Source organism: Croceibacterium ferulae, from assembly GCF_003660445.1.
Lineage (GTDB): Bacteria > Pseudomonadota > Alphaproteobacteria > Sphingomonadales > Sphingomonadaceae > Croceibacterium > Croceibacterium ferulae.
The window spans coordinates 31,404-55,248 of sequence record NZ_QZVQ01000002.1; the positions used below are offsets into that span (position 1 = coordinate 31,404).

Consider the following 23,845-nt stretch of genomic DNA (forward strand, 5'->3'; position numbering starts at 1 on the left):
CAGTTCAACGGTCGGGTATCCACGTAGCGGCCGACATCGGCCGCGCGCGCTGTAGCGCGATCAGGCGATGAACGCCAAGGTCGCAGCCAGTCCGGCGGTGTAAGTGGTGACGAACTGTTGCAACATGGTTCGGCCCGGCTCCACCGCCATCTCGGCCGCCGGGCAGGACGCGCCTGCGGGCAGCAGGGTGCGGAGCCAGTGGCGGGCGGGGTTCGGCTGCATGGGCGGAGGTTAACAAGCGGTAAACCATCGCCCAAGTGAAATCGTGTAACCGCAGCGCATGCGAAAAGGGCCGCCCCGAAATGGAGCAGCCCCTTTGCGTGACGAATATGTCAGCTGGCTGGCGTCAGACCTTGTCGCCCAGCGCGCCCTTGACGGAACCCTTCAGGTTCTGTGCCTCGCCCTTCTTCTCCTGAGCCACGCCTTCGGCATGGGTCTCGGGATCGTTGGACTGCTGCTTCACGTTGCCGGCGAGTTCGTTGGCAACGCCCTTCACCTTGTCGGTAAATTCACCCATGGTGAGATCCTTTTGTTTGCGGTGCCAGGTCGGTGCCGCTCTTTCACCTAACAACAGTTAGCCTCTGCTCGGGTTCCGGCATGGTGGGTTCAACCGCCGGTGGCCGGCTGTTGGCTCATGGCGATAATGCAGTCCCAGTCCGCCTGTGTGACCTCTCCCACGGACAGGCGCGACAGGCGCACCAGCTCCATTTCGGCCAGTGCGGGCTCCGCCTTCACCTCCGCCAGTGTGACCGGGCGGGCGAGCGGGGCGACCGGGATCACGCGGACGCTGGCCCATTTGGGATCGTCCGAATCCGTCAGCCCGGCCTCCGCCACCTCCATGATGCCGACGATCGCCTTGCCGGTGACCGAATGGTAGAAGAAGGCCCGGTCGCCCACCTGCATGGCGCGCAGATTGTTGGCCGCGCGGTGATTGCGCACGCCATCCCACAAGGTGTCGCCGTCACGCACCAGATCGTCCCAGCCGAAGGCCTCGGGTTCCGACTTCATCAGCCACAGGCGGTGGGACATGGCGGGATACTCCTTGTGGGTCAGAATGATTGCCCTGCCCCCCTTGGCTCACTAGGTGGCAGGCGATGCGCGCTTCCTTCACCAAGATGCACGGGCTGGGCAATGATTTCGTCGTGCTGGATGCGCGGGACGGTGCCCTGCCCCCGCTGCATGCGGGCACGGTGCGCGCGCTGGCGGACCGGCAGACGGGCATCGGCTGCGACCAGCTGCTGCTGCTGGAGCCAAGCGACCGCGCCGACCTGAAGGTGCGGATCTTCAATGCCGATGGCAGCGAGGTGGCCGCCTGCGGCAACGCCATGCGCGCCGTCGCGCTGCGGCTGGCGCAGGGCGACGGACTGCAGCAGGTCATGATCGAGACCGCCGCCGGGCTGATCGCCGCCGAGGCGAATGGCGCGCAGATCCGCGTGGACATGGGCGTGCCGCGCACCGAGTGGGACGCGATCCCGCTGGCCTATCCGCTGGACACGCTGAGCCTGCCGGTGGGGTGGGACGGGCTGGAGAAGCCGGCCTGCGTAAATGTCGGCAACCCGCATGTCGTGTTCTTCGTGCCCGATTGCGACGCGGTGCCGCTGGCGCGGATCGGCCCCCGGATCGAGAACGACCCGCTGTTTCCCGAACGGATCAACGTGAATGTGGCAACCGTGCTGGACCGGCGCCGCATCCGGCTGCGCGTGTGGGAACGCGGCGCCGGGCTGACGCGGGCCTGCGGCACGGGCGCCTGCGCCACCGCCGTGGCGGCGATGCGGCGCGGATTGGTGGAGCGCGAGGTCGAGGTCGCCCTGCCCGGCGGCACCCTGCGCATCGGTCGGGACACGGACGGACGCATCAGCATGGCCGGGCCGGCGGCGGAATCCTATCGCGGGTCGTTCGACTGGGGCGATTATCTTTGAGTGTGCCCCGGTGAGTGTGGAGGTGGTGAACCTCGGCTGCCGGCTGAACCTGGCGGAGTCCGAGCGGATGCGCGGCCTGCTGGCCGGCGCGGACAATCTGGTGGTGATCAATAGCTGCGCGGTGACGGCGGAGGCGGTGCGCCAGACGCGGCAGGCGATCCGCCGCGCGCGGCGGGCGCGGCCCGATGCGCGGCTGCTGGTTACCGGCTGTGCGGCGGAGGTGGAGCGCGAGGGGCTGGCCGCCATGCCGGAGGTGGACGGGCTGGTGCCTAACGCCGCCAAGCTGGATGCGCGCAGCTGGAATGTGCCGGCCGTGTCGGCGCCGGTCGTGCCGCTGCATTCGCGCGGTTTCGTGGCGGTGCAGAACGGGTGCGACCATGCCTGCACCTTCTGCGTGATCCCGCAGGGGCGCGGGCCGAGCCGGTCGCTGCCGGTGGCACAGGTGCTGCGCGAGGTGGAACGTGACCTTGCGCGCGGCGCGGCGGAGATCGTGCTGACGGGCGTGGACCTGACCAGCTGGGGGCATGATCTGCCCGGCGCACCCGGGCTGGGCGTGCTGGTGGCGGCGGTCCTGCGGGAGTTTCCGCGGCTGGCGCGGTTGCGGCTGTCATCGCTGGACGGGGTGGAGATCGACGGCTTGCTGCTGGAGCTGCTGGCCGGTGAGGCACGGGTGATGCCGCACCTGCACCTGTCCTTGCAGCACGGGCATGATCTGGTGCTGAAGCGCATGAAGCGGCGGCATGGCCGCGCGGATGCGGTGCGGCTGGTGGGGGATCTGCGGGCGCGGCGGCCCGAGATCGCGCTGGGTGCGGACCTGATCGCCGGCTTCCCGACGGAGGACGAGGCGATGCACAGCGCCAACCTGTCAATCGTGGCCGAACTGGGCATCGTGCATGGGCATGTGTTCCCCTACTCCCCGCGTCCCGGCACGCCGGCCGCACGGATGCCGCAGGTCTCGCCGCCGCTGGTCAAGGCGCGCGCGGCGGAGCTGCGCCGGGAAGTGGCGCGGGTGCGGGATCTCTGGCTCCGATCGCTGATCGGTCAGGAACTGGATGTGCTGGCGGAGCGTGATGGCACTGGCCATGCCGGCAATTTCGCGCGGGTCGCCCTGCCCGGCAACACGGTGTCGGGCACGATCGTGCGCGTGGTGCCGCAGGATATCGAAGAAGGATTGTTGCGATGAGTGAAGCGGGCTGGAGCGAGCGGCTGCTGGGCGCGTTCCGCAAGACATCCGAACGGCTGGGCGGCAATCTGGCGGGCGTGGTCGGCACGGCCAAGCTGGACGATGCCACGCTGGACGAGGTGGAGGATGCGCTGATCCTGTCCGACCTCGGCCCCGCTGCCGCCGGCCGCATCCGCCGGCGCCTGTCCGACAAGCGCTTCGGCCTGAGCATGACGGAACGCGAGCTGAAGGAAGCCGTGGCGGAGGAGATCGCCGCCATCCTGCGCCCGGTGGCCAAGCCGCTGGAGGTGACCGCCTTCCCCCGCCCGCAAGTGGTGCTGGTGATCGGCGTCAATGGCAGCGGCAAGACCACCACCATCGCCAAGCTGGCGCATCTGTTCCAGGAAGAGGATTACGGCGTGCTGCTGGCCGCCGGCGACACCTTCCGCGCGGCCGCGATCGGCCAGCTGGGCGTATGGGCGGACCGGATCGGCGTGCCGCTGGTGCGCGGGCCGGAAGGCGGCGACCCGGCCAGCGTGGTGTTCGACGCGGTGAAGCGCGCCACCGACACCGGCATCGATGCGCTGATCGTGGACACCGCCGGCCGGTTGCAGAACCGGCGCGAGCTGATGGACGAACTGGCCAAGATCCGCCGCGTGCTGGGCCGCCTGAACCCCGCCGCCCCGCACGACGTGGTGCTGGTGCTGGACGCCACCAACGGGCAGAATGCGCTGAACCAGATCGACGTGTTCCGCGAGGTGGCCGGGGTGACGGGCCTGATCATGACCAAGCTGGACGGCACCGCGCGCGGCGGCGTGCTGGTGGCCGCGGCGGAACAATACGGCCTGCCGATCCACGCGATCGGGGTGGGCGAAACGCTTGACGATCTGCGCCCCTTCGACCCCGACCTGGTCGCGCGCGTGATCGCGGGGGTGGCGTGATGGCGAAATTGGAAGCGAAGCCGAAAGCCAGATCCGGCTGGATCAACGTGGCGGTCGATTACGGGCCGCTGATCGTGTTCTTCCTGGCCTATCGCCACTTCAGCCCCGATGGCGAGGATGGCGCCGGGGAGATCATGGCAGTGGTCAAGAGCACGGGCGTCTTCATCGTGGCGTCGCTGGTGGCGCTGGCGGTGAGCAAGTGGCGGCTGGGCAAGATCAGCCCGATGCTGGCGCTGTCCACCGCGCTGATCGTGGGCTTCGGCGCGCTGACCATCTATTTTCAGGACCAGCGCTTCATCCAGTGGAAGCCGACGATCATCTATCTGGGCTTCGGCATCGCGCTGCTGGTGGGCTGGCAGCGGGGCAAGGCGCTGCTGAAGGTGCTGCTGGAGGCCGCGTTCGACGGGCTGAACGACGAAGGCTGGCTGAAGCTGAGCCGCAACTGGGGCCTGTTCTTCCTGGTCCTGGCGGCGCTGAACGTCGCGCTGACCTACGCCCTCAGCTTCGAGGCTTGGCTGGCGGCCAAGCTGTGGCTGTTCATGCCGCTGTCCTTCCTGTTCACCTTCACCCAGCTGCCCATGCTGCTGCGCCACGGTCTGGCCACCGGCGCGGAAGAGCAGGTGGCGCAGAACCCGCCGGTGGAGTGAACCCCGGTGGCCGACGGCTTCCCGCATGGCACGGTGCATCAGGCACCCGCTGACCTGCAGGAGGCGATCGGTGCAACACCGGAGCTGCGGGCGCGCTGGGCTGCACTGACGCCGCTCGGGCGCAACGAGTTCATCTGCTGGGTGGAGGATGCGAAGCAGACGGCCACGCGGCAGCGCCGCATCGTGCGGGCGACCGAGGAAGTGCTGGAGGGGCGCAAGCGGCCCTGCTGCTGGGCGGGCTGCATCCACCGCACCGACAAAACGCCGGGCCGCTGGCAGCAGGCGGTGCTGATCGACAAGGCACGCGGATGACCGAACATGACAGGATGGTGCGGGGCGAGCTGTACGACGCGCTGGACCCGGATCTTGTGGCCCGGCGCAATGCCGTGCGCGGGCTGTGCCAGCAGCTGAACGCCTCGGCGGAAGAAGAGGAGGTGCTGCGCCGCGACCTGTGCCGGCGCATCTTCGGCCAAGGCGGCGACAGCTTGTGGGTCCAGCCACCGTTCTTCTGCGACTATGGTTCGAACATCACGCTGGGCGAGCGGGTGTTCTTCAACTTCAACTGCATCATCCTGGACGTCTGCCCGGTGGCGATCGGCGACTACACGATGTTCGGCCCCGGCGTGCAGGTGCTGACGCCGATGCACCCGATGGATGCGGCCCTGCGCCGCAGCCGGGAATATGGCCAGCCGATCACGATCGGTTCGGATGTGTGGGTCGGCGCCGGCGCGCTGATCCTGCCGGGCGTCACGATCGGTGCGGGCAGCGTAATTGGCGCGGGCAGCGTGGTGACGCGGGACGTTCCCGCCGGGGTGTTCGCCGCGGGCAATCCGTGCCGGGTGATCCGCGAACTGACGGAGGAAGATCGCGCTGCCGGACAGCAATTGTCCGCAGACCTTGCGTAACCGTCTGCAAAGGCGCATATAGTCCGGGCTACAGTCGCATATAGACGGTCTATCGGCGCTTTGCGGCTCCTTTCTTCCTTCTTTCCCTGCCCTCGTGCACCCGCCGGCTCACGCGGAGCCGACGTTCATAAAGAAGGAAATACCATGAGCATTACCGGAACCGTCAAGTTCTTCAACGCCGACAAGGGCTATGGCTTCATTGCGCCCGATGGCGGCGGCGCCGACGCATTCGTGCACATCAGCGCCGTGGAGCGTGCCGGCATGTCCACTCTGCGCCAAGACCAGAAGGTCAGCTACGAGCTGGAGCAGGACCGTCGCGGCAAGACCAGCGCGGTCAACCTCGAAGCGGCTGACTGATCGTCATCCGGAAGATTGCCGCGCGGGGTTCAACCCGCGCGGCGATCTCCATTTCAGCAAGGATTACCATGGCCCAGGACGCTCTCTTCTACCGTGCGCAGGCGGCCAAGGCTCGTGAAGAGGCCGATACGGCCGTTCTGGACAATGTCCGCGACCGCGCACTGCGCTCCGTTGCCGCCTTCGAGACGATGGCCGCTTCTGCCGAGCGCGTGACCAAGCAGCGCGAAGATCGCAAGATGGCTGCGGCCGACACCGAATAAATGCTCCTTCGAGGAGCTTGCCGACGGGCCCCAGGTGGGCCGGTCCGCTTCTGCGCTGACCTTCGTGAGCGCAACGACCTGGCCGCCCCCCTTCGGGCCGCGAGCCGGATGCCGACAATCCATATACCGATCCGCTCAGGCTACGCTCCTTTCGGCGAGATGTGCGTGCGCCTGGCTTCCTACGAGCAATCGACGCCCATGAACGCCGGACGGTGCATCAGGCCGATGCTCGAGCGGGCAGCACCAGACGCAGGCACAAAAAGAAGGGCGCCGTCGCCGGCGCCCTTTTTCGTTCCCGTAGAAAGCCCGACGATCAGGCTTCCTCGTACTCTTCCTCGGTCTGCACCGGGCCGCTGTCCTGGCCCTTGGCGGAGACATCGCGGTCGACCAGCTCGATATAGGCGATCGGGGCCGCGTCGCTGGCGCGGAAGCCGGCCTTGATGATGCGGACATAGCCACCCTCGCGGCCGGCATAACGCTCCGCCAGCACCTCGAACAGCTTGCGCTCCTGCGTGTCGTCCATCAGGCGCGAGTGTGCCAGACGACGGTTGGACAGGCCGCCACGCTTGGCCAGCGTGATCAGCTTCTCGACATAGGGGCGCAGTTCCTTCGCCTTGGGCGTGGTGGTCTTGATCTGCTCGTGCTTGATCAGCGCGGCGGCCATGTTGCGCAGCAGGGCGGCGCGGTGGCCGGACTTGCGCTGCAGCTTGCGGCCGGAAATGCCGTGACGCATGATAGGTGCTCCATTCGTAAGGGGGCCGTTTCAGGTACCCCGGTCCTGGTTCGAATTAAGGGCTCCGAACCTGTGCCCAACTCTTCAGACCGTATGCCGGCGGCCAAGCGACCAAGTGCTTTCGCGCAGGTCGCTTGTCCGGGGCGCAGCCGCTGCCGGCCTTAGCCCAGCAGCTCCTGCTCCAGCTTCTTGGCCATTTCCTCGATGTTCTCGGGCGGCCAGCCGGGGATGTCCATGCCCAGGCGCAGGCCCATGCCGGACAGCACTTCCTTGATCTCGTTCAGCGACTTGCGGCCGAAATTCGGCGTACGCAGCATCTCCGCCTCGGTCTTCTGCACCAGATCGCCGATATAGATGATGTTGTCGTTCTTCAGGCAGTTGGCCGAACGGACCGACAGCTCCAGCTCGTCCACCTTCTTCAGCAGGTAACGGTTGAGCTGGTTGGTGTCGCTCTCTTCCGCCGGGGCGACCATGCCGCCGCTCGTCATCGGGGCGGATGCCTGCGGCATGCCGTCTTCGAAGTGGACGAACAGCTGCAGCTGGTCCTGCAGGATGCGCGCGGCATAGGCCACGGCATCTTCCGGCGTCACGGTGCCGTCGGTTTCCACGGTCAGGTTCAGCTTGTCATAATCGAGTTCCTGCCCGACGCGGGCATTGTCGATCTTGTAGCTGACCTGGCGGATCGGCGAGTACAGCGAGTCGACCGGGATAAGGCCGATCGGTGCGTCGACCGGGCGGTTCTGCACGGCCGGGACGTAGCCCTTGCCCACATCGGCGGTCAGCTCCATGTTGAGCGTGGCGCCTTCGTCCAGATGACAGATCACCAGGTCCTTGTTCATCACCTCGATATCGCCGGTCACGGCAATGTCGCCGGCCTTCACCTCGGCCGGGCCGGTGGCGGACAGCTGCAGGCGCTTGGGGCCTTCACCCTCCATGCGCAGGGCGATCTGCTTCACGTTGAGGACGATGTCGGTCACGTCCTCGCGCACGCCGGCGAGCGACGAGAATTCGTGCAGCACGTTCTCGATGCGGATCGCGGTGATCGCCGCGCCCTGAAGGCTGGACAGGAGCACCCGGCGCAGCGCGTTGCCGAGCGTCAGGCCGTAGCCCCGCTCCAGCGGCTCGGCCACGAAGGTGGCACGGCGCTTGGCATCGCCGATCGCCTTGATGTCGAGAGTGTTGGGCTTCTTCAGTTCCTGCCAGTTCTTCACATTGACGGACATGGACTTCCCCTAAATGGTCTGGTGCTGGCGGCAACGGCCGCAGACGCCGGTGAAGCGTCGCGGCCGTGCAAAAGGTTCGCCCGACGGCCTGCGGATGGCCTGCCGGGCGACACGATCAGACGCGGCGACGCTTGGACGGGCGCACGCCGTTATGCGGGATCGGGGTCACATCGCGGATCGAGGTGATGGTGAAACCCACCGCCTGCAGCGCGCGCAGGGCGCTTTCGCGACCCGAACCCGGACCCTTGATCTCCACTTCCAGCGTGCGGACGCCGTGTTCGGCGGCCTTCTTGCCGGCATCGTCGGCAGCAACCTGGGCGGCATAGGGAGTCGACTTGCGGCTGCCCTTGAAGCCCATCGCGCCGGCCGAGGACCAGCTGATCGCATTGCCCTGCGCATCGGTGATGGTGATCATGGTATTGTTGAAGCTGGCATTCACATGAGCGACGCCAGAAGAGATGTTCTTGCGCTCCCGCCGACGAATGCGCTGAGGTTCGCGTGCCATATTTGGGTATCCTGTCCTGTCTCGTCAAGAAAGCGCGCGGCCCGGCCGGTCCGATACGGAGCGGCTGGCCGGCAGCGGCTTACTTCTTCTTGCCGGCGATCGGCTTTGCCTTGCCCTTGCGGGTGCGGGCATTGGTGTGGGTGCGCTGGCCACGGACGGGCAGGCCCTTGCGGTGACGCAGGCCGCGATAGCAGGCCAGGTCCATCAGACGCTTGATGTTCATCGCGGTGTTGCGACGCAGATCGCCTTCCACGGTGTACTCGGCGTCGATCGCCTCGCGGATCTGCAGGACTTCGGCGTCGGACAGGTCCTGCACGCGGCGGGCCTCGTCAATGCCCAGCTTCTTGGCGATTTCCTTCGCCGTCGCAGGGCCGATACCATGAATGTAGGTGAGTGCGACAATCACGCGCTTGTTGGTGGGGATGTTTACCCCGGCAATACGAGCCAAAACGTCTTCTCCATGCTCCACAGGGCGCCAGCCGGCCGGCAGGTGCTCCATCTCATCGCGGTTACATTCGCCGTTCCGGAAAAGGAGCGGTTGCCCCAAACGAAAATGGACCGACCGGCGCGCATGAACGCTGCGGCCCTGTCGGTTTGTTCGTCACCGGTAAAGCGAATGGAGTGCGCGCCTAAAGCGATTCGGCCCCGTCGTCAACCTGCTAAACGCAGGTGGCGGGCACGGCGAGGCACCGCCTGCAACTTGCGGAGTGGACCGTGGCACGAATTATAACGCAGTGAGCCTTCCGCGTCAAAGGTGCGTGAATACCGAAGGGGTTGTTGCACCCGGCGACCGGTAGGGTAGAACGGCAGCGTGATCCGCGCCGCACTGCACCATGCCACGTCGTATCGCTACGACAGGCCCGTCCGCCTCGGCCCGCAGGTTATCCGCCTGCGCCCCGCCCCCCACACCCGCACCGCGGTGCCCAACTATTCGCTGAAGATCGAACCCGCCAACCACTTCCTGAACTGGCAGCAGGACCCGCACGGCAACTGGCTGGCGCGCGTGATCTTCCCCGAACCGGTCACGCACATGTCCATCCAGGTGGACCTGCTGGCGGACCTTGCCGTCATCAACCCGTTCGACTTCTTCGTGGAGGAGAGCGCGGAAGCGGTGCCCTTCACCTACGATCCGCAATTGCGCGAGGAGCTGTCGGCCTATTTCGCGGGCGAAGGCGAAGGGCCGCTGTTCGATGCGCTGGTGGCGGAGTTCGCCGGCTGGCAGGGGCGCACGATCGACTTCCTGGTGGCGCTGAACCGGGGCGTGCAGGAGCGTGTCGGTTATACCGTGCGCATGGAAGCGGGCGTGCAGACGCCGGACGAGACGCTGCGGTTGGCGACCGGCAGCTGCCGCGATTCCGGCTGGCTGCTGGTCAATGTGCTGCGGCGGCTGGGCTATGCCGCGCGGTTCGTGTCCGGCTACCTCATCCAGATGAAGCCCGACGTGGTCGCCGTGGACGGCCCGCGCGGGACGGAGGAGGATTTCACCGACCTGCATGCCTGGGCCGAGATCTATGTGCCGGGCGCGGGCTGGATCGGCCTCGATCCCACCAGCGGGCTGTTTGCGGGCGAAGGACACATCCCGCTCGCCGCCACGCCGCATTACCGCTCCGCCGCGCCGGTCTCGGGCGCGCTGCTCGACGCGGCGCGGACCGATTTCGAGTTCGCCATGCGGGTGGACCGGGTGCACGAGGCGGTGCGCATCACCAAGCCGTTCACCGATGCCCGCTGGCAGGCGCTGCTGGACCTGGGCGCCAAGGTCGATGCCGATCTGGAAGCGGGCGATTGCCGCCTGACCATGGGCGGGGAGCCGACCTTTGTCGCCGCCGACGACCCGGAAGCCGCCGAGTGGAACGGGGAGGCGGTCGGCCCGACCAAGGCCCTGTATGCCGACCGGCTGATCCGCAATCTGCGCCGCCGCTTCGCGCCGGGCGCGCTGCTGCATCACGGCCAGGGCAAGTGGTATCCGGGCGAAAGCCTGCCGCGCTGGGGCTTCTCGCTCTACTGGCGCAAGGACGGCACGCCGCTGTGGCAGGACGAGGACCTGATCGCATTTGCCGGCAGCAGCGAGCTGACCGGCGACAATGCGGTGCACGAAGGCGCGCTGGGCCCGGCGGAGGCGCAGGCCTTCCTGGACCGCGCCGCCGCCGGACTGGGCCTGTGGGACGATTATGTCCGCCCAGTCTATGAAGACCCGGTCCGCTGGATTGAGCGGGAGGGCGAGCTGCCGGTGAACGTCACCACCGCCGATCCGAAGGTGGATGATCCGGAGGAGCGCGCCCGCATCGTGCGCACCTTCAGCCGGGGCCTCAGCCAGCCGGTCGGCTATGTGCTGCCGATCCAGCGCTGGCAGGCGGAGCCGGCGAAGACCAGCAAGTGGAAGAGCGAGCAATGGAGCGTGCGGCGCGATGCGCTGTTCGCGGTGCCGGGCGATGCGTCGCTTGGCTATCGCCTGCCGCTGGGCAGCCTGCCGCATGTCGGCAAGTCCGACTACCCCTACATCCATCCGCGCGTGACCACCGATGCCGCCGCGCCGCTGGCCGATTACCGCGCGCAAGGGCCCGAAAGCGGCGCCGATGATCGCGAACGGCCCGCATCGCAACGGATGGAGCGGGTCGAGGGGCCCGACGGCAACCGGCAGGAGATGGTCGAGCAGCGGATCATCGAAGGCGCGGTGCGCACCGCCATGACGGTGGAGGCGCGCGGATCCTACCTGTCCGTCTTCGTGCCCCCGGTAGAGGCGATGGAGGACTTCCTGGAGCTGATCGCCACGATCGAGGCGACGGCCAAGGCGATGGGCGTGCCCGTCCGCATCGAAGGCTACCCCCCGCCGCCGGACCCGCGCGTGCATGTGCTGAAGGTGACGCCGGACCCCGGCGTGATCGAGGTCAACATCCACCCCGCGGCCAGCTTCGCCGAGGTGACCGACATCACCACGCAGCTGTATGATGCGGCGCGCGAATGCGGGCTGACGGCGGACAAGTTCATGGTGGACGGTCGGTCGATCGGCACCGGCGGGGGCAATCACATCGTGCTGGGCGGCGCGACCTTCCCCGACAGCGCCTTCATCCGCCGGCCGGACATGCTGAAGAGCTTCGTGCTCTACTGGCAGCGGCACCCTTCCCTGTCCTACCTGTTTTCCGGCTTGTTCATCGGCCCCACCAGCCAGGCGCCGCGGATCGACGAAGCGCGGCATGACAGCCTGTACGAGCTGGAGATCGCGCTGGCGCAGGTGCCGGGGCCGGATGCGCCGCAGGGGTTCCCGTGGGTGGTGGACCTGCTGTTCCGCAACATGCTGGTGGATGTCACGGGCAACACGCACCGGACGGAGATCTGCATCGACAAGCTCTATTCCCCCGACGGCCCGACCGGCCGGCTGGGACTGGTGGAGTTCCGCGCCTTCGAGATGCCGCCGGACGCGAAGATGAGCGTGGCGCAGCAATTGCTGCTGCGCGCGCTGTTCGCGTGGTTCTGGCGCGAGCCGCAGGATGGCGATCTGGTCCGCTGGGGCACCGCGCTGCACGACCGGTTCCTGCTGCCGCATTTCTGCTGGGCGGATTTCACGGAGGTGCTGAACGATCTGCGCCAGGCCGGCTACGATTTCGACCCCAACTGGTTCGAGGCGCAGCGCCAGTTCCGCTTCCCCGTGCACGGCACGGTGGAGGCAGGCGGCGTGGAGCTGGAGATCAGCCATGCGCTGGAGCCGTGGAACGTGCTGGGCGAAAGCGGCGCGATCGGCGGTACGGTGCGCTATGTCGACAGCTCCACCGAACGGCTGCAGGTGCGCGCCAAGGGGCTGGTGCCGGGGCGCCATGTCATCGCCTGCAACGGCCGGCGCGTGCCGCTGCATCCCACCGGCCGCCCGGGAGAGGCGGTGGGCGGCATCCGGTACAAGGCCTGGGCGCCGCATAGCTGCATGCACCCGCTTCTGGGCGCCGACCCGCCGTTGACCTTTGACGTGCTGGACAGCTGGAACGGCCGGTCGCTGGGCGGGTGCGTGTATCATGTGGCCCACCCTGGGGGGCGGGCCTACGCCGATGTGCCGGTCAATGATTACGAGGCGGAAAGCCGGCGCAAGGCGCGCTTCGTGGACCATGGGCACACGCCGGGGCGGATCGACATTCCGGCGGCGGAGGCAGGTGGCGAGTTCCCCATGACGCTGGACCTGCGCCGCCCCGCACCGCGCACCGGCGGTTAGTCCGTCAGCCGACAAAGCATTGCCCACCGTCGCCGTTAGGAGCGACGGTGGGCCGGATGACTGACCGCACTGCCGCCGGCCTGACGGGCATCGCCTACTGCCCGGAGATCGACGGATTGCGGGCACTGGCCGCCATGTGCGTGCTGGTCGGCCATCTCTACTGGCTTGAATTCGGGCTGGCCGGGTCCGGGGTGCGCCTGTTCTTCTGCATCAGCGGCTACCTGATCACGCATATCCTGCTGTCCGCCCATGCAAGCGGCGCCGCGACGTGGGACATCCTGCGGGCCTTCTGGGCCAGGCGGGTGCTGCGGATCTTCCCGCCATATTACTTGGCCTTGCTGATCGCGCTGGCGCTGAACGCCTATGATATCCGCGACACCGCATGGTGGCACCTGACCTTCACCACCAACATCCTGCTGGCACTGCGCGGAGACTGGGACCCGATCATCACCGGCCATCTGTGGTCGCTGGCGGTGGAGGAGCAGTTCTACCTGCTGTGGCCGGTGGGGCTGCTGCTGGCGCTGCAATGGGGGCGGGATCCGCGCGCTGCAGGGCTGCTGTGCGCCGGGCTGATCGCGCTGGCCATCACGTGGAACCTGGCGCTGAGCGAGGCGCAGCATGCACGGGAGCCGGGCTATGGGCTGCTGCTGGTCCAGCAGCTGGATGCGCTGGGCGCCGGCGCGCTGCTGGCGTGGGTGGAGGCCCGGGGGCGCCTGCGCCGCTGGTGGACCGTGCCGGTGCTGGCGGTGGTCGTGACCGGGCTGTCGATGACGGTGGGGCTTTCCGCGTTCCTGCCCGGCCTGGCGGCGAAGGGCCTGAGCGGCCCGCTATCGTGTCTTTCCTATGCGGGGTTGATCCTGTTCGCCAGGCACGGCCCGCGCCCGCTGGCCGGCGCTCTGCTGGGCAATCGGGTGCTGGTGTGGCTGGGCCGGCGATCCTACGGCATCTATCTGTACCACATCTACTTCGCCTTCGGGCTGTTCCGTCCGGAGCAACTGCGGCCGGGCTGGGCCACCTTGCTGGTCTGCGGCGGCGTGACCATCGCGGCGGCAGCCCTGTCGTGGCGGTTCATGGAGCAGCCTTTGCTGAAGTGGAAAAGCCGGTTCGCCTATGTGCCGCCACGGGGTATTGCGCATGCCCCGCACGCTGTATGAGCAGCGCCGCAAGTTCGTTAAAGGAAGGATCGCCGCAATCATGGCAAGTCAGGGCGTCGGTCTGTTCGGTCCCGAACCCGGGATCGATCCGCTCGCCTGGTATGCCGGCGATCCGGGCGCGGATTTGTACTGCGCCTCCACCCCGGCGGTGGCCGATGCCTGGCGTGGCTTCGTGGCGGGGCTGGCGCGGCAGGGCGGCGGGCAGCTTGGCGCGGCGCAGACGCAGATCGACCGGCATGTCGCAGAGCTGGGCATCGCCTTCCGCCTGACGGGGGACGAACAGGAACGGTCCTGGCCGCTGGGCCCGGTGCCGATCGTGATCGGCGCGTCCGAATGGCGCGGGATCGCCGCCGGGCTGGTGCAGCGGGCGGAGCTGCTGGAGGCGATCGTGGCCGATATCTACGGCCCGCAGCGACTGGTGCGCGAAGGGCATCTGCCGGCCGCGATGGTCTCCGGATCGCCCCATTTCGCCCGGCGCATGGTCGGCCTTGCCCCCCCGCGGCATCATCTGCAGGTGCTGGCGATCGACCTGGCGCGTGGCCCCACCGGCGAATGGCGCGTGCTGGCCGATCGCGCGCGCTTCGCCGTTGGCGTCGGCTATGCGCTGGAGAACCGCCTGGCGGTCAGCCGTGCCACGGGCGGGGCACTGGCGGAGATGGGCACGCGCCGGCAGAGCGACTTCTTCGATGCGCTGCGCTCCGGCATCGCCGCCGATTGCCAGCGCAGCGAGCCGCGGGTCGCGCTGCTGACGCCGGGGCGGTTCAGCCAGTCCTATCCCGAACAGGCCTATCTCGCGCGGCACCTGGGCTTCTCTCTGGTGGAAGGGCGCGACCTGGTGGTGCGCGACGGGCGGCTGTTCGTGCGCACGATCGCGGGGCTGAAGCGGATCGATGCGCTGTGGCGCTGGATCAACACGCATTCGATCGATCCGCTGAATTTCGATACGCGCAGCCGGATCGGCGTGCCGGGCCTGCTGTCCGCCTGCGAGAGCGGACAGCTGGCGGTGGCCAACTGGATGGGCGGCGGGGTGGTGGAATCGCGCGCCATGTCCGCCTTCATCCCGCGCCTGTGCCGCGAGTTGCGCGGGGAGCCGCTGCTGCTGCCCAATGCCGCCACCTGGTGGTGCGGCGGCCCGGCGGAGCGGGACCATGTGCTGGCAAACCTGGACGATCTGGTGCTGTCCTCCTCCTTCCGCACGCCGGTGGCGCTGCTGCCGGATGGCGCCACCCGGCAGGGCAGCAGCCTGAGCGGGGAGGAACGCGATCGTTTGCGTGAGGCAATGAGCCGGCGGGCGATGGACTATACCGCGCAGGAGATCATCCAGGTGTCCACCACCCCCTGCCTGGTCGGCAACCGGCTGGAGCCGCGCGGCTTTACCCTGCGAGCTTTCCTGGCGCGTGATGCCAGCGGCGCCTGGACCGTGCTGCCGGGGGGCTTGGGCCGGATCTCGCAATCCGGCGAGCTGCGGACCTGGCTGATGGGCGCGGGCGACCTGTCGGCCGATGTGTGCATTGTCGATCCCGTGGCCGCCGCGGCGGACCAGCCCTCCCCCCGCCTGACCCTGTCCGCACCGGAGGAGCCACCCGCCATCCGCCGCGGCGCGGGGCTGCTTCCCAGCCAGGCGGCGGACAATCTGTTCTGGTTCGGGCGCTATGCCGAACGCTGCCAGCAGACGGCCCGCGCGGCGCGGACGCTGCTGCAATGTGCCGGCGACCTGGAGAGCGACCCGGCCGCGAGCGGCACCGTCCAGCGCCTGTCGCAGATGCTGTACCGATGGGGCGCCGTGTCCTCCCCGTACGGCCGCGCGCTGGACATCGCGGCGGCTGCGCTGGGCGACGGTACGGCTGGCAGCTCCGTCGCGTCGCTGGAGGAGCGGATGCGATCGCTGGCGCTGCTGCTGCGCGACCGGCTGAGTCGCGACAGCTGGCGTGCGATCAGTCGCCCGCTTGCCCCGTTCGTGCCCGGCAATGCGGAATCGCTGATCGCCGCCGCGGAAGCCACTATCGAGCGCGGCGCGGCCATCCAGCGGCTGATCGCCGACACGCTGAGCCGGGCGGATGCCTGGCGTTTCCTGGATGTGGGCCTGTGCCTGGAGCGCGCCTCGCTGATCTTCCAGGCGGTCAATGCGCTGTTGCCGGCGGAGCCCAGCGCCGACGATCTGGGCGCGCTGCTGGACCTGGCCGATGCGGAGGCGCTGTATATCGGCCGCTACATGACCCGCCCCTTCACCGCACCGGCGATCGACATCGTGCTGCTGGACCCGGAACAGCCGCGCGGTGCGATCTTCCAGACGCGGCGGCTGGTGCAGCACATGGAGGCGCTGCCGCAGCTGCGGCATTCCGGTCGCGCCGATCCGCCGCTGCGGCTGGCCCGTCAGCTGCACGCCCGGATCGAGGCGCTGGAGGCGGAGCATGTGACGCATGCGGTGATCGATGATCTGGTGGACGGCCTGGGCGGCCTGTCCAACGCGATCGGCAAGCGGTTCTTCCTGCAGCAGGACGTGTTGCGCCGGCGGGGGGCGGAGGCGCTGCTGGGGTGAGGTATCGCGTCCGGCAGGATTCGCGGATGCATTACCGCACAGGCGTGTCCGACGCCCGGCTGAACCTGCGCCTGCGCCCGGCGGCCTGGCCCGGGCAGACCGTGCGCGACTTTACCATGGTGCTGGATGTGCCGCCGACAGAACGGACGGACGGACCCGGCCCCTATCTGAGCCATGTCACGACGCTGCGGTATGACAAGCGGCTGACATCGCTGCGCATCGTGACGGAGTTCACGGCCGATCTGGCGCCGCTGCCCGTGCCGCAGGCCACTCCGGCGCTGGACGCGCTGCGGCAGCTGGCCGGCGACCAACGCACGCTCGGCCCGCTGGCACCCGCCGCCTATCTCTATGGCGCCAGCATGACGCCGCTGGACGAGGTGATCGGCGCCTGGGCCGCGCCCGATCTGCTGCCGGACACCCCCGTGCTGGACGCAGCGCGCGCCCTTGCCGCGCGGATCCACCGGGAGTTCACCTACGCGTCCGGCGTCACCACCTCGCGCACGCTGCCGGCGGAGGCGTTTGCGGCCAAGGCGGGAGTGTGCCAGGACTTCGCCCATGTGCTGATTGTGGCGCTGCGGATGCACGGCATCCCGGCGGGCTATGTCAGCGGCTATCTGCGCACCCTGCCCCCGCCCGGCCGGCCGCGGCTGGTGGGCGCGGATGCGATGCATGCCTGGGCGGCGGCGTGGTGCGGTCCGGATGCCGGGTGGATCGGGATCGATCCCACGAACAACAGCCTGGCGCGCGATGACCACATTGTGCTGGGCGTGGGCCGCGACTATGCCGATGTGACGCCGGTGAACGGCGTCTTCGTGGGCGGCGGCAAGCAGAGCACCGACTTCCGCGTGGATGTGGTGCCGGTGGACGAGCCGGCGGCGGAGGCGGTGGTACCGCCCACCACCGCCCGCCGCACCGGCTGAGCGCCTCAGTTCCTCCGCCTCAGAACTGCGACTGCACGGTGAAGCCCCAGGTGCGCGGATCGCCGGGATTGCCGACGATCAAGCCGGTATTGCCCGATGGCACCTGCAACTGTTCGAAATAGTCCTCGTCCGCCAGGTTGCGCACCCACAGGAAGGCGTTCAGCCCCGCATCGGTGCGAAAACCCGCGCGCAGATTGTGCAGCTGGTAGCCGTCGATCCAGGTGTAGGCCGAAGGCGTAGGGTTGGACGAGAAGCGCGAACGATGGCTGCCGTCATAGCCAAGGTACAGCTGGCCAACCCGGCCCGCCAGCGTGACCGGGACATTGCCCTCCGCCCCGAAGGACACCGCCCAGCGCGACACGCCTGGCAGGCGCTGGCCGGAAATGTCGCAGTTTGCCGGGCTGAGCCCGCCGGGCGTGCCAGGGGCTGACGGCGTCTGCCCCGCGCCGACCGTGGTGCCGCCGGACAGTTCGGGCGGGCACGGCGCATCGGCGAAGGAGCGGTAGGTCGCATCGGTGAACGCACCGCTGACATAGGTGTTGAACCGGGTCGAGGGGCGCAGCGATGCATCCAGTTCGATTCCTTGCGTGCGCACCGCCTCCGCATTGGCGAGATAGCCGCGCAGCACGCCGGTTTGCCCGTTCACCACCTGCGCCTGGTAGTCGCGAATGTCCGTGCGGAAGGCCGCCAGGTTCAGCGTGACGCGCCCATCCCACAGCTGGCTCTTCAGGCCCAACTCGTAATGGCTGACCCGTTCGGGGTCGACCGTGCCCACCTCCAGCACCGGATTGCCCGCGGCATCGTTTGGCACGCCGTTCAGGTTGATGCCGCCTGGCTTGAAGGTGCGGGCATAAGTCGCATAGCTGCGGATGTCGGGGGTGATGGCATAGGCGAGCGTCACGTCGTAGCTGACGTTCCAGTCATCGAATTGCGGTTCGAAGAATTGCGGCGCCAGCACGCCGCGCTGCGCCACGATGCGCGGATCGGTGCTGGCGAAGGTCACCAGCTGCCCCGCCCCGTTGGTCACCACCGAATTGTACAGCCCGTCCTTGCGGTCATAGTTCAGCCGCACGCCCGGCTGGAGGCTGAGGCTGTCCGTCAGGTCGAAGCTGGCCTGGCCGAACAAGGCGAGGCTGAGATTGTCGAGCCGGATGTCGTTGCGCGCGGTCAGCCCGTCCAGCACGGACGGATCGCGCGACAGGGGGCTGGAGGGTGCCAGCAGCCAGGCGCTGGCCGCCGAACCCTGTGCCTGCGTGCCCTGAGTGCGCACCTCCTGATAGAAGGCGAAGGCGCCCAGCAGGAAGTCGACGCGGTCACCATCGTGATTGAAGCGGAACTCCTGCGTCCACTGGTTCTGCTGACTGGGGTTCTGCGACAGGCTGGTGATCGGCAGGCCGGTGAAGTCGCGGTCGTTTTCCGGCAGCCAGTCCCAGTAGCGCCAGGCAGTGATGCTGGTCAGTTCGCCCCAGCCGGTATCCCAGCGCAGCCGGGCGGAGGCGCCGGCAATGGTGTTGCCGGCGCTGAGGGTGGCATCGATGTCGGTGCGCCGGGCGAAAGGATCGGTGTTCGGCACCTGGTAGTTCTGCGCGGCCGCCAGCGCCGCGTATTGCCGGTTCAGCGCCCGCTGCGTGGCGCCGGTGCGGACGAACACGGTCCCGCAGCAGGCCGGATCCTGCGTGCTGTAATCGGCGGCAAAGGTCACCTCCACGCTATCGGCCGGTTCCCACAGGACCTGCCCGCGGACGCCGAAATTGTCCTGCTCGTTGATCCATTCGCCGGTGGCGACATTGCGGATCGTGCCCCGGCGACTGGTGCCGGAGAAGGCGAGCCGCGCGGCGACCGTGTCGCTGATCGGGCCGGAAAGGCTGGCCTTGCCTTGCGCGAAACTCAGATTGCCGACCGACGCCTCCGCCCGCGCCTCGAAGTCGAAAGTGGGCTGGCGGGTGGTGATGTTCACCGCGCCGGCGGTGGTGTTCTTGCCGTAGAGCGTGCCCTGCGGCCCGCGCAGCACCTCGATCTGCGCCACGTCCAGGAAGTCGAACGTGGCGGAGGCGACGCGGTTGTAATAGACGTCGTCCACATAGATGCCGACGCCCTGGTCGAACCCGTCATTCGTCAGGCCGAAGGGCACGCCGATGCCGCGGATGTTCACCGCCGAATTGCGCGGGTTGGAGCTGTAGAAGGTGAGCGACGGCACCAGTTGCTGCAGCCGGCCCACGTTGAACGCACCGGTATTGTCGATCTTGTCCGCATCCACCACGCTGATCGCCAGCGGCACCTGCTGCGCGGTCTCCTGCCGGCGGCGGGCCGTGACGAGGATGGCCGGCTGCTCGGCATCGCGGGCGCCGGTGCCGACGGAGGGAGGCGCCTCCCCGCTTTCCCAGCCGGGATCGGCCACCTGGGCATAAGCGGGGGTGAATGCAGGAAGACTGGTCGCCGCCAGCAGCAGCGCAACGGATTTTGGATGCATGGTCTCGCTTTCGTAAGGTGGAGATGATGCATCCGGTGGTCCGGTCTGATCGGGTGAAGGGGTAGAAGGTTGCCGGCTCAGCCGGCGAAGCGACGCCGCTCGGTGACGTCGATCTGCATCAGCTTGCCGTCATGCACGGTCAGCTGGATCACGCCGTAGCGCAGACGGCCAAGCGCCTCCGATATCGTGGACAGCGCATCGTCATGCTGCCCGGGGGCATGAAGGTCGGTTCGTGTCGCCATCGAATTGCTCCTGCTTCGATGAGCAGGTCTGTAACTCAACCCGGATGGTAGACAATAGCCTTCCGCTATTCGTCGCCCAAGTGCAGCTTTGGTGCGGCGGGCCGATCATCGTCATTAGCGAAGGGCGGGATCAGCTCGATCGGGTCGGACAGGCGGATGCCGTCCAGGATCGCGGCGGTCTGGTCCCGCACCTGCAGCATCAGCGCGCGCGTGCGGCAATCGCCCTCGGCCAGACAGTGGCTGCATTTCTCGTGCGCGAAGCGGCTGGCGCAGGGCACCAGCGCCAGCGATCCGCGCATGAGGCGGATCAGGTCGCCATAGGTGATGTCCACCGGCGGGATCGCCAGCCAGTACCCCCCTACCTTTCCTCGCTTGCTGCCGACCATGCCGTATCGCGCCAGTTCGGACAGGATGGTGGTCAGGAACTTGACGGGAATGTTCTGCGCCGCGGCGATCTCCGCCAGCTGCACTGGCCCTTGCCCGTGCCGGTCGGCCAGGTGCTGCATGGCGCGGATGGCGTAGCGGGTCTTCTGGGAAAGCATAGCGGCCTACCTTCATGCCGTGCCGAACCCGGATCGGCAAGCGCCATGCCACATTTGCGCCGCATTTCGCCGCGGATCAGAACACCTGCGCGACGCCCAGCTTCAGCGTGCGGCCCAGCGCGTTGTGGGTGAACGGGTCGAAGTTCTGGTCGATCCGAGCTAGCGGGGGCTGCGCGTCGGTAAGGTTGACCAGGGCCAGCGACAGGGTCGTGCCATCGCCGGGCAACGGCAGGTTCCAGCGCCAGGTCGCGTCCAGCGTGGTGAAGCTGCCGATATGCTGCCCGTCTGTCACGCTCTGCCCGCCGAGCGCGGCATTGGGGCCGAAGATCGCTGCGCCGCGCCGGTCGTCATAGCCGGCCACATGGTTCAGCTGCAGGCGCAGCAGATGCGCGCCGCCCTCCCCCTGCAGCCAGGCGGAGCCCTTCAGGTCGGGCAGCGGATAGGCGGTGGTCTGGAAGTTGAGGCCGCCGACCGCGTCGAAGGCTGGCTGCACGACCATGCCTTCCACCAGCAGCGCGTCGGTCTGGTACTCGATGGTGTAGGTGGCGTTCAGCCCTGCCTCCAGCCGCAGGCCTGCCGCGGGTTCGAAGGTGTAGGCCGCGCGGGCATCCACGCCGCTGGTGTCGATCCCGCCGGTGTTGAACAGGCGGGTGGACAGGCGCTGCACATTGCCGATGCCGCAGGTGCCGCCGGAGAAGGTGAAGCGGGCCTGCAAAGCGGCGAAGGCAGGGTTGCCGCAATTGACGGTGCCGCTGGCGCCGAACAAGGCGCTGATGATCGCGCCCACCGGCTCCGCCTCGATCGCGCCGCTGAAATCGTAGCGCCAGTAATCAAGCGCCGCGGTGAAGCCGCCACGGGCGACATCCACCCCGGCGTTCCAGGTGGTCGCCCGTTCGGGCGCCAGCGCCGGATCGCCGCGCACATCCACCGCGCGCAGGGCGCTGCCGATCAGCGTGAGCACGACCTGGTCGACCAGACGGCTTTGCGGCGGGGCGGCGCGGAAGGTGGAACCGACGCCGGCGCGCAGCGCAATGCCGTCCGCCAGCTCCCAGCGGATGCGCGCCTGCGGATCGAACGTATCGCCCCCGCCATAGCTTTCGTAGCGGGCGGACAGCTGCACCAGCACACCGGGCAGCAGCGGCAAACGCGCCTCGGCGAAGCCGGCCCAGACCTCGTCCGCCGCAGCGACATCGCGGTTGGATCCGATGAAGCCCAGTGCGCCGGTCTCCACCGCGCAGGTCGCCGCGGGGTCCAGCACGGAGCCGGGGCACGGGAACAGGTCCAGGCTGTTGGCCCCGGTGTAGCGGCGCTCGTAGCGGTCGCGGCGGAACTGCCCACCGACCGCGAACTCCGCCTCTCCGCCTGGCAGCACCAGGCCGGTCCCGCCTGCCAGCACCAGATCAGCCACCCAGGCGCGGGTGTTGGCGACGCGCCAGGACAGGTCGTAGATCTGGTCGACCGTGGCGAGATCGTTGGCGAGCGCCGCGCCGCCGAAATTCGGATTGGCCACGCCGGTGATCGCATTGGCCGGGATCGCGGTGGAGAACGGGTTGAAGAAGGTGCAGCCGCCCGTGCCCGCGATCGCGGCCAGCTGCGTCGAGCTCAGCCCCGCGCGGCTGGCCGGGCTGGCATAGGCGCAGTCCGGTCCGCCGAAGCCGGCCAGCGCATTCTGCAGCAGGTCCACGAAGCTGTCGCCCACGGCGAAGTGCCGGTCATATTCGCTGTAGGTCGCACTGGCGGTCAGCCGCATGTCGCCTGCCAGCTGCCAGCCGAGCTCCACCGTCGCCTGATACATGTCGGCGTCGCGCGGCTGCTTGGCGGTGTTGCGGGCATTGTCATACAGCGGATTGCCCCCTGACAGCAGCGGGCGGAAGCGGACGGGGAAGGCCAGCGCCGGCTGCCCCGGCGCGCAGCCCGCCGCCGCGCCGAACCGGGCGCAGTAATCCACCAGCGCGGGCGCATAGTCCGGAACGACGAACAGCCCATCGCCGCCAAAGGCCGCATTGGCCGATGGCGAGACGGTCGGCAGGAAGGATGGCGAGGTCGCCAGCGTCGTTTCCAGCCGACCATACAGCCCGGTGACGCGCAACTCCGCCGAGGGGCCGACGTCCACCGCCAGATCGGCGAACAGCTGGTAGCGGTCCTCCGGCTCCACGATGTTGGTGAAGCCCAGGAAATTGGTAAAGCACAGGTCGCCGCCACTGGCGGGGGAGCGGAAGCCGCCCAGCCCTTCGCAGCCCTCGTCTGCGGTGAAGCCCGTGCCGTTCAGCGGCCCGTCCCAGTCGAAGTTGCCGGGATTGCCGCCACCCGTCCAGCCGCCTTGCGGGTTCTCGGCATAGGGGCGCAGCACGGCGCGGCGGTCGCCCGCCATCAGCTCGCTGCGGTGCTGGTATCCGGCCGACAGGAAGGCGCGCACCGGACCGATCCATCCCCCCCAGCCGAGCGCGGCATTGCTGTCGCCGTGCGAGCCGTCGATGAAGCGATGTGCGGCAGAGGCGGTGAAGCCGTTCTGGTCCGTGCGGGTGATGAAGTTGACCACGCCGCCGATCGCATCGGAGCCATAGGTGGTGGCGCCGCCATCGGTCAGGATCTCGATCCGGTCAAGCGCATCGACCGGCAGCAGGTTCACATCCACGAAGGGCACATTGCCGGACCCGCTCTGCGCCAGGCGGCGGCCGTTCAGCAGCACCAGCGTGCGCTGCGGCCCCAGTCCGCGCAGATTGATGGAGGCGCTGCCCTCCGCGAACTGGCTGCGGCCGTCGAACTGCGCGGAATCGCCCAGCACGCCGCTGGACGCAGGCAGCACGCGGGTGAGGTCCAGCAAGGTGGGTGCGCCCTGTGCGGCCAGGTCTTCGGCCCGCCACACCTGCACCGGCGCCGCACCATCGCCGGTGCCCGCGATCAGCGTCCCGGTGACCACGATCGGCTCGGCTGTCTCTGCCTGCTGCGCGACGGCCGGGCTGGCGGCGAGCGCCAGTGCCGGCAGGCAGGCCGTTGCGAGCAGCCGATGCGATGTCATGGTGTCGTTTTCCGTTCCGGACCCGTTAGCGGCGGCCCGGATAGTCCCGCTGCAGGATTGATCAAGCGCAAGTGGGCTGCCCGCTTCGTGCAAAGGTGCTGGCAACGCCGGC

General features: G+C 68.4%; 23 protein-coding genes. 12 read left to right on the top strand and 11 right to left on the bottom strand.

Translation table 11 applies throughout. The features are described 5' to 3' along the window. Positions 1-60: 60 nt before the first annotated feature. The 3 genes from D5S08_RS16645 to D5S08_RS00855 all read right to left on the bottom strand — a co-directional run bounded on the left by D5S08_RS16645 (position 61) and on the right by D5S08_RS00855 (position 1,029). Positions 61-222, bottom strand: coding sequence for a hypothetical protein (locus D5S08_RS16645; RefSeq protein WP_155522959.1), 162 nt, complete (start codon positions 220-222; stop codon positions 61-63). 124 nt (positions 223-346) lie between these two features. Beyond that, a complete protein-coding gene (locus D5S08_RS00850; protein ID WP_121114595.1) occupies positions 347-517 on the bottom strand; it encodes a CsbD family protein in 171 nt (56 codons plus the stop codon). Positions 518-606: 89 nt separating this feature from the next. After that, complete coding sequence (locus D5S08_RS00855) at positions 607-1,029, bottom strand: EVE domain-containing protein (protein WP_121114597.1); 423 nt, start codon at positions 1,027-1,029, stop codon at positions 607-609. A gap of 65 nt (positions 1,030-1,094) precedes the next feature. Between D5S08_RS00855 and dapF the strand changes: the two genes are divergently transcribed. The 8 genes from dapF to D5S08_RS00895 all read left to right on the top strand — a co-directional run bounded on the left by dapF (position 1,095) and on the right by D5S08_RS00895 (position 6,191). Then, positions 1,095-1,919, top strand: coding sequence for a diaminopimelate epimerase (gene dapF, locus D5S08_RS00860; protein WP_121114599.1), 825 nt, complete (start codon positions 1,095-1,097; stop codon positions 1,917-1,919). A 10-nt stretch (positions 1,920-1,929) separates the two neighbouring features. After that, positions 1,930-3,102 carry a MiaB/RimO family radical SAM methylthiotransferase gene (locus D5S08_RS00865; RefSeq protein WP_121114601.1) on the top strand — a complete coding sequence of 391 codons (1,173 nt, stop codon included), beginning with the start codon at positions 1,930-1,932 and terminating at the stop codon, positions 3,100-3,102. Beyond that, entirely contained in the window at positions 3,099-4,022 is a 924-nt protein-coding gene (gene ftsY, locus D5S08_RS00870) for a signal recognition particle-docking protein FtsY (protein WP_121114603.1), read from the top strand. The genes D5S08_RS00865 and ftsY overlap by 4 nt, the downstream gene beginning before the upstream one ends. Then, positions 4,022-4,669 (top strand): inner membrane-spanning protein YciB, encoded by a 648-nt coding sequence (locus D5S08_RS00875; RefSeq protein WP_121114605.1) that lies wholly within the window; start codon positions 4,022-4,024, stop codon positions 4,667-4,669. The genes ftsY and D5S08_RS00875 overlap by 1 nt, the downstream gene beginning before the upstream one ends. 6 nt (positions 4,670-4,675) lie before the next feature. Then, entirely contained in the window at positions 4,676-4,981 is a 306-nt protein-coding gene (locus tag D5S08_RS00880; protein ID WP_121114607.1) for a YdeI/OmpD-associated family protein, read from the top strand. Continuing rightward, positions 4,978-5,574: a sugar O-acetyltransferase gene (locus D5S08_RS00885; RefSeq protein ID WP_121114609.1), complete on the top strand. Its 597-nt coding sequence runs from the start codon at positions 4,978-4,980 to the stop codon at positions 5,572-5,574. The genes D5S08_RS00880 and D5S08_RS00885 overlap by 4 nt, the downstream gene beginning before the upstream one ends. Positions 5,575-5,718: 144 nt before the next feature. Continuing rightward, a complete protein-coding gene (locus tag D5S08_RS00890) occupies positions 5,719-5,931 on the top strand; it encodes a cold-shock protein (RefSeq protein WP_121114611.1) in 213 nt (70 codons plus the stop codon). Between the two features lie 68 nt (positions 5,932-5,999). Beyond that, a complete protein-coding gene (locus tag D5S08_RS00895) occupies positions 6,000-6,191 on the top strand; it encodes a hypothetical protein (protein WP_121114613.1) in 192 nt (63 codons plus the stop codon). 313 nt (positions 6,192-6,504) lie between these two features. Here the strand turns inward: D5S08_RS00895 and rplQ are convergent, their stop codons facing one another. From rplQ to rpsM, 4 genes are all read right to left on the bottom strand, one after another. Next, positions 6,505-6,924 (bottom strand): 50S ribosomal protein L17, encoded by a 420-nt coding sequence (rplQ, locus tag D5S08_RS00900; RefSeq protein WP_121114615.1) that lies wholly within the window; start codon positions 6,922-6,924, stop codon positions 6,505-6,507. 161 nt (positions 6,925-7,085) lie between these two features. Continuing rightward, positions 7,086-8,147, bottom strand: a complete 1,062-nt coding sequence (locus D5S08_RS00905) for a DNA-directed RNA polymerase subunit alpha (protein ID WP_121114617.1) — start codon at positions 8,145-8,147, stop codon at positions 7,086-7,088. 115 nt (positions 8,148-8,262) lie between these two features. Then, the gene (rpsK, locus tag D5S08_RS00910; protein WP_039094134.1) at positions 8,263-8,652 is read right to left on the bottom strand and encodes a 30S ribosomal protein S11; all 390 of its coding nucleotides are present in this window, start codon (positions 8,650-8,652) and stop codon (positions 8,263-8,265) included. Between the two features lie 79 nt (positions 8,653-8,731). After that, on the bottom strand, positions 8,732-9,100 hold the full coding sequence (gene rpsM / locus D5S08_RS00915) for a 30S ribosomal protein S13 (protein ID WP_121115396.1): 369 nt from the start codon (positions 9,098-9,100) through the stop codon (positions 8,732-8,734). Between the two features lie 363 nt (positions 9,101-9,463). Between rpsM and D5S08_RS00920 the strand changes: the two genes are divergently transcribed. Genes D5S08_RS00920 through D5S08_RS00935 form a run of 4 tightly spaced genes read left to right on the top strand, consistent with a single transcriptional unit; the run spans position 9,464 to position 17,460 of the window. Then, positions 9,464-12,847, top strand: a complete 3,384-nt coding sequence (locus tag D5S08_RS00920) for a transglutaminase family protein (RefSeq protein ID WP_121114619.1) — start codon at positions 9,464-9,466, stop codon at positions 12,845-12,847. 56 nt (positions 12,848-12,903) lie between these two features. Further along, on the top strand, positions 12,904-14,001 hold the full coding sequence (locus D5S08_RS00925; protein ID WP_121114621.1) for an acyltransferase family protein: 1,098 nt from the start codon (positions 12,904-12,906) through the stop codon (positions 13,999-14,001). Between the two features lie 40 nt (positions 14,002-14,041). After that, a complete protein-coding gene (locus D5S08_RS00930) occupies positions 14,042-16,540 on the top strand; it encodes a circularly permuted type 2 ATP-grasp protein (RefSeq protein WP_162301894.1) in 2,499 nt (832 codons plus the stop codon). Beyond that, positions 16,537-17,460: a transglutaminase family protein gene (locus tag D5S08_RS00935; RefSeq protein ID WP_121114625.1), complete on the top strand. Its 924-nt coding sequence runs from the start codon at positions 16,537-16,539 to the stop codon at positions 17,458-17,460. Before D5S08_RS00930 ends, D5S08_RS00935 begins: the two co-directional genes overlap by 4 nt. 19 nt (positions 17,461-17,479) lie before the next feature. Here D5S08_RS00935 and D5S08_RS00940 read toward each other — a convergent pair whose 3' ends face one another. The 4 genes from D5S08_RS00940 to D5S08_RS00955 all read right to left on the bottom strand — a co-directional run bounded on the left by D5S08_RS00940 (position 17,480) and on the right by D5S08_RS00955 (position 23,733). Beyond that, positions 17,480-19,930 (bottom strand): TonB-dependent receptor, encoded by a 2,451-nt coding sequence (locus tag D5S08_RS00940; RefSeq protein ID WP_121114627.1) that lies wholly within the window; start codon positions 19,928-19,930, stop codon positions 17,480-17,482. A gap of 77 nt (positions 19,931-20,007) precedes the next feature. Beyond that, positions 20,008-20,172: a YezD family protein gene (locus D5S08_RS00945; RefSeq protein WP_121114628.1), complete on the bottom strand. Its 165-nt coding sequence runs from the start codon at positions 20,170-20,172 to the stop codon at positions 20,008-20,010. A 65-nt stretch (positions 20,173-20,237) separates the two neighbouring features. Next, positions 20,238-20,714 carry an RrF2 family transcriptional regulator gene (locus tag D5S08_RS00950; protein ID WP_121114630.1) on the bottom strand — a complete coding sequence of 159 codons (477 nt, stop codon included), beginning with the start codon at positions 20,712-20,714 and terminating at the stop codon, positions 20,238-20,240. A 76-nt stretch (positions 20,715-20,790) separates the two neighbouring features. Beyond that, positions 20,791-23,733 (bottom strand): TonB-dependent receptor plug domain-containing protein, encoded by a 2,943-nt coding sequence (locus D5S08_RS00955; protein ID WP_121114632.1) that lies wholly within the window; start codon positions 23,731-23,733, stop codon positions 20,791-20,793. Positions 23,734-23,845 lie beyond the last annotated feature (112 nt).

Coding starts and splice junctions, on each gene's coding strand:
- D5S08_RS16645 (WP_155522959.1), bottom strand. CDS start 222: ATGCAGCCGAACCCCGCCCGCCACTGGCTCCGCACCCTGCTGCCCGCA.
- D5S08_RS00850 (WP_121114595.1), bottom strand. CDS start 517: ATGGGTGAATTTACCGACAAGGTGAAGGGCGTTGCCAACGAACTCGCC.
- D5S08_RS00855 (WP_121114597.1), bottom strand. CDS start 1,029: ATGTCCCACCGCCTGTGGCTGATGAAGTCGGAACCCGAGGCCTTCGGC.
- dapF (WP_121114599.1), top strand. CDS start 1,095: ATGCGCGCTTCCTTCACCAAGATGCACGGGCTGGGCAATGATTTCGTC.
- ftsY (WP_121114603.1), top strand. CDS start 3,099: ATGAGTGAAGCGGGCTGGAGCGAGCGGCTGCTGGGCGCGTTCCGCAAG.
- D5S08_RS00875 (WP_121114605.1), top strand. CDS start 4,022: ATGGCGAAATTGGAAGCGAAGCCGAAAGCCAGATCCGGCTGGATCAAC.
- D5S08_RS00885 (WP_121114609.1), top strand. CDS start 4,978: ATGACCGAACATGACAGGATGGTGCGGGGCGAGCTGTACGACGCGCTG.
- D5S08_RS00890 (WP_121114611.1), top strand. CDS start 5,719: ATGAGCATTACCGGAACCGTCAAGTTCTTCAACGCCGACAAGGGCTAT.
- D5S08_RS00895 (WP_121114613.1), top strand. CDS start 6,000: ATGGCCCAGGACGCTCTCTTCTACCGTGCGCAGGCGGCCAAGGCTCGT.
- rplQ (WP_121114615.1), bottom strand. CDS start 6,924: ATGCGTCACGGCATTTCCGGCCGCAAGCTGCAGCGCAAGTCCGGCCAC.
- D5S08_RS00905 (WP_121114617.1), bottom strand. CDS start 8,147: ATGTCCGTCAATGTGAAGAACTGGCAGGAACTGAAGAAGCCCAACACT.
- rpsK (WP_039094134.1), bottom strand. CDS start 8,652: ATGGCACGCGAACCTCAGCGCATTCGTCGGCGGGAGCGCAAGAACATC.
- D5S08_RS00925 (WP_121114621.1), top strand. CDS start 12,904: ATGACTGACCGCACTGCCGCCGGCCTGACGGGCATCGCCTACTGCCCG.
- D5S08_RS00930 (WP_162301894.1), top strand. CDS start 14,042: ATGGCAAGTCAGGGCGTCGGTCTGTTCGGTCCCGAACCCGGGATCGAT.
- D5S08_RS00940 (WP_121114627.1), bottom strand. CDS start 19,930: ATGCATCCAAAATCCGTTGCGCTGCTGCTGGCGGCGACCAGTCTTCCT.
- D5S08_RS00945 (WP_121114628.1), bottom strand. CDS start 20,172: ATGGCGACACGAACCGACCTTCATGCCCCCGGGCAGCATGACGATGCG.
- D5S08_RS00950 (WP_121114630.1), bottom strand. CDS start 20,714: ATGCTTTCCCAGAAGACCCGCTACGCCATCCGCGCCATGCAGCACCTG.
- D5S08_RS00955 (WP_121114632.1), bottom strand. CDS start 23,733: ATGACATCGCATCGGCTGCTCGCAACGGCCTGCCTGCCGGCACTGGCG.